Raw genomic sequence first — 4,824 nt, 5'->3', positions numbered from 1 at the left:
ACCCATGAATCATTGAAAAATTGATTCGGGAATCCTATAAAACGCGGCAAAATCAACAATCTGCCAAAGTAGTGCTAAAATCGCCTGACAGGGATGCGGCGTTCACCCCCCACACCGCCTCGGCCCCCCAGCGGTCACGATTTCTTCGAGAGCACGTCTGATCGGCGTTTGCCTCCGACCAACGTGAGAATTATTTCGCTGAAACTCCATAAGGTAGGCCCCATGATTAGCTGGCCGATGTTGATCATCGTTTCAGGAGGCTTTGCCGCGCCGATCGCACTCGGTACGCACTTCGTCACAGTTATTTTTGGTCGGAGATCATTCGCGACAATTGTTTCCGGTAGCGTAGCTACGTCATTGATTTTCGCGGCTTGCATCTGGCTCGACGGCATTCCAAATAACTCTGCTGCGCTTACAGAAGCTTACCTAGGCGTTGCTAGTGCATGCATGATCGTTGCTTCAGTATTTTCTGGCAGGTTGATCAGTCCAATGGAGGCTGAGAGGCGAGCAGAGGAAGGGTTGCCAATCATTCCAGACTAACAAGTGCCCTAGGTCTGGAGTCAATTGATCGATTGCCGAATACATAGTGCCCATCTTATTGAGTAGGACAAGCGATGGTCGAAGTTTTAGGTCCGGACCACTACATTCTGCTTTGCGCAGGAAGGTATGCGGCAACACTGACCGAATACCGGAACGCCGATGACCGCGAACGACACCGTCTCCAACAAAAAATGGACTACCTGCTTGAATCTGGCAGGTTAGAAGTCGAAGCGGAGAAATGCCGGCGCGAGAACCGCTTGGGATCCGACATTCGGAGTTTTGTTCGGGACAGAAAACCCCTTGGCCGCGCGATTAGTAGTACCGAAGCGGAAGCAGTCCGCCATTTTTATGCAACGCCGCCCGCACCGCTGCTCGATACTCTATCGGGCGAGGAATTGATGTCACTGAGTGACCTTTTCGAGGGATGGGCCCAAGAACGCGACCGACACGATCCACGGACGATGATCGAATTGTTGGGCTGGTCCGACGGGATGCGTATCTTGGTTCAAACAGTTGGAACCGAGTACGTTCCACTTAATCCACCTGAAGGCGCTCAGCTCCCATTGCTGAAATTCCTTGCAAATAGAATGCGGAAAGCCGGCTAGCGTCAGCGCCGAACGCGGCTTTCAAAGGCCGGTCGAGTGATAAAAAACAAGGTGCTTGATGAAGCAGGAACTGCCGTTGTGTATCGGGTTTATCGACGATCCCGGCCCGTTCTCCTCTTTGGAGACGTGGGAGCTGTTTTTGACTGGGTGCAGGCGCTGCCTGAGTGGACTCTAAAGGTTGATATGATCCGCGGGATCGAGAGAATGATTTCGCTCAAGCGGCGGGAGAGCCAAAACAAAGGCGAAGCTTTAGTCCGTTAGCGTCAACTGTCGACCTCTCGACGATTCCAAGTTGCGGCAAGCCGGCGCCGTGGTACGCCACGCGGTAAACGCGATTGGCTGCGCACATAGGGAAAGACTTACCCCTGCCCCTGCCAGAGTTTCAGTAATGACGGAACGTCCATCCTCCCTACCCGCCTGGAAAGCACCTTGGAAACATTCAGCTTCTCTGCTCGGCGACTAATCATGGTGCACAAACCCACGGTCGAAAACTACGGCGGAAGGTATTACACGCGCGCGACCTCTCATGACCGAACAACTCTCGGAAGGAAAGATGCGCCTATTTCACCTTGCTGGGTCCGACCGCGGTGGAGTCGCAACAGGCCTTGGTGGAAAACCCGAGACAGCACAGGCGCCATGCGCTCGGCGATCAAAGCCAACGGAAATGGCCGCGGGGTCACTCCGCACGACGTTCGGGTCGACGCGTTTTGGTGGCGTGACGCACCGAAGCTGATGTCCGCTTTGCTCCTAAAGCGACGCGGCTGCTGCGCAGCAGCGAAATGTCGCGATGGGCCATCTCCGGACTCATGCACCGCAGCAAGCAGCATCTCCAATCGAGCATCTTTTGACGCGCAAAAATTTTGCGGACTAACGCGGTAATCGCTCCGTCCGACGCGATTTGAAGAATAGCCGCCCCGGTTAGGAGATAGCTTGCTCGAAGGACCCTTTAGTCGGGCTTGGCGGCGCTTTCGCATGGCACGGCCTGGGTCAGTCCCCCTGCAACGACGTTGGCGACGTGAAGCCATCGAAAATTACGTGGGCGAGGCCGCCAGAGGCTTAAGCGGTCAGTGCTTGATCACGCCGTACAGGCTAATCAACCCAACCGCGATAGACAGGAACCCGAGCGAGATCCAAATGGAGTGTAAGTCCGATCCAGCATTGGCGGCGGCAAGGATCCAAACGCCAAAGCCGACTATGCCGGCAGAAATCAGATACTCTAAAATTATTTCCATCGTCGAGATTCGTCCTCAGCCGAGGATGAATTAGCGCGCTTTTGAAGCGAGAACTGCCCTGCCTGCGCACCACAGCAGAATTATCGACCATTTCCGATGTGGGTCACGAGCGGCGGTCGAAGTAGCTCCTGCACCAGTGAACGCCAAGAAATTGCTCCACCGAGAACCGTCGTCCATTCGACGTCTGGCCGGTGCTCTCGGGATTAGAAGGGCCTTTGGAAGCCACCGGACGCGGCAGCGCCGCACGTGGGCCGCGGATCACGCCCTCCGAAGCTCAGGCTATGCCAATCCCACAGCATCCTGCTTAGTCTTCGTCCGGCTCGCGCACGACCGGCGGTTCCTCGGTTCGGTTCTCTTCTTCTTCGTCGTCGTCTTCCTCTTCGTCCTCGTCGTCGTCGTCATTAGGATCTCGGGGCGGCATCGTGTTGCCCAGGATCGCGAAGACATGCCAGTCGATCCTAGTGGGAACTACCTCGGGGATTTGTAGGGTCATGTTTTGCTCCTCGGATGTGACCCTGGGGGACTTTACCCCTTTTGGTGGCTGCAGGCCGGGAGACGACAGCCACTCCTGTATGCGAGCGGCAGCTTCGGCCTTACGCGCCTGGCGGTGGAGGCTGACTCAATCGTTTGCCATTGTCAGACAAACAGCTTTGCGCCTTCCGGCGTGATATTGGCGTAGGTGCCGCTTTCGTGCAGCCACAGCCAGCCGCGCTCGATCGGCCCTATCGCAACTCCACTCCAGATGACGACGCAAAAAGTAAGGGCCCAATCTTTGGGTCGGGCCCCTAGGACGAGCATCTTCGCGGGGGGTAGCTTACCCCCGAGCCGATCAGTGTCGCCAGCCCTTTTTGTCGAAGGCTGTCTCGTAGCCTTTCGAAGGCGCGGGGGTTCGCCGGGCTCCGGGCAATTGCAGACCGGGCAGGGCGCGCCGGCTCCCGCAGTCGCAGGCGTGCTCGCCTTCTTGGTGGTTCATTATCCTCGCGAAGGAGGCACCTCATTTTCGCAATCTCCGAATTTCACCCGGTTCCGCATTGAGAACCCAGCAACCTACATGCTGCTGGAATGTTGACCGCTATCACCGCACGGCCCTTGGCAACTATCGGTGATGAGAACGTCGGGCAACGCTCCCGCCTCACTCAATGGAGCATCGTTATGCTTGGGCGGCATCGTTTCAAACAGCGTCAGCCCCTCGAAGAGCGCCTGATCGAAGAGGCGAAGTGTCTCCGCGAGGAAGCTAAGGCGCTTCCACCCGGCGGTGAACGGAACCAGAAGTTACGGAAAGCGCGTGAGGACGAAGCCGCCGCGCACATCACTGAGTGGCTAACATCTCCCGGGCTAAGACCGCCGATCTAGGCAAACAGCTTAAATTTGAAATTAAATAAAAATACAACTAGTTAAATGCCAAACATTCCTGACCGTATCACGTTCCGCTCCTTCCAAGAGGAGGGTGGCTCGTATGCGAATTTCAATACGCACTGCCAAAAAGCTTCGCGAGCAACTGGCATCAGATAGGGACATACTCGCACGGAAGATGTCGGACTTGCTTTTGCTTCGAAAAATCGTAACCGACGCTGAAATTGCCGCTAGTTCCCGCGGCAGCAGACTGCGGGCATCGCTAAGACGAACCGCGCGCCCGGCGAACGTGGCACAGGCCACAAATGCGGTCTGATCGCTTCGGGTGGTTCTCACAAACCCAGCCACCATCCTCGCACAGAGCGGACTTCATCCACCCCGCATAGGAGTGGCAATGGGTCGCTGCAATTCGTGCTTGGCACTTAACGCATGTTGCAGCGGCTCCGCCCTTCCCGTGCGTGTAGTGGGGTGGCCTCTGCAGTGTTTGCGCCACGCCTTGATGCCCCCTTCGACGCACTGGCGCGGCACTGTAGTGGAGCCCCCAACCCGTGCGCCTTAGGTGCGCCAACGGTGCATCCGACGGGCCACAAGAGGTGCGCTTGGGGTGCACGGTGCGGGATGCGAGTCTGCGATGCCTAAGCAAACAGCTTTGCGCCTTCCGGCGTGACCTCCACGTAGGTGCCGCTCTCATGCATCTACGGCCGCGCTCGATCACGCAAACAGCAACTCGGTAGGACAGGATAACCACCGCGGAGTGCCTTGAGACGTCCTGCGCCTGCGCGAGCGCAAGCAGGCGCCGAACGCTCCGACCAGCAGCGCGCGGCCGAACAGCTCGCGCTGCACATGGCAGGCGAAATCCCAGCAATTGCGCGACTGCCAGGCCCACGGCTCGCCGATCAGCGATGAAAGAATGTCAGAACGCGTGGTCATAACAACTCTGCTGGGATCAGGAACCCCGCGGGGCGCCGGGAAGTTCTCACCACAACACGACAATGGAGGAGGCGGTACATGAGATCGATCGTAAGCGTCGTTCTCAGGCCACGGCTTTGAGGGCTTGAGCGCGGTAGGCCCAGGGCAGTAGCTGGTCGATGTCG

4 protein-coding genes are annotated in these 4,824 nt (G+C 57.4%); 2 read left to right on the top strand and 2 right to left on the bottom strand.

Translation table 11 applies throughout. From position 1 onward, the window contains the following. Positions 1-222: 222 nt before the first annotated feature. Both ACZXDY_RS44720 and ACZXDY_RS44715 read left to right on the top strand, forming a co-directional pair. The gene (locus ACZXDY_RS44720) at positions 223-540 is read left to right on the top strand and encodes a hypothetical protein (RefSeq protein ID WP_464349867.1); all 318 of its coding nucleotides are present in this window, start codon (positions 223-225) and stop codon (positions 538-540) included. 74 nt (positions 541-614) lie between these two features. Continuing rightward, positions 615-1,145, top strand: coding sequence for a hypothetical protein (locus ACZXDY_RS44715; RefSeq protein WP_464349866.1), 531 nt, complete (start codon positions 615-617; stop codon positions 1,143-1,145). Positions 1,146-2,681: 1,536 nt separating this feature from the next. Here ACZXDY_RS44715 and ACZXDY_RS44710 read toward each other — a convergent pair. Continuing rightward, positions 2,682-2,870: a hypothetical protein gene (locus ACZXDY_RS44710; RefSeq protein WP_464349865.1), complete on the bottom strand. Its 189-nt coding sequence runs from the start codon at positions 2,868-2,870 to the stop codon at positions 2,682-2,684. A 1,571-nt stretch (positions 2,871-4,441) separates the two neighbouring features. Further along, on the bottom strand, positions 4,442-4,660 hold the full coding sequence (locus tag ACZXDY_RS44705) for a hypothetical protein (protein ID WP_464349864.1): 219 nt from the start codon (positions 4,658-4,660) through the stop codon (positions 4,442-4,444). Positions 4,661-4,824: the final 164 nt, after the last annotated feature.

The sequence above is a fragment of the Bradyrhizobium sp. LeoB3 genome (genome assembly GCF_055456055.1).
The sequence above is the reverse complement of the archived record's forward strand: the minus strand, read 5'-3'. Positions and strand labels throughout refer to the sequence as shown.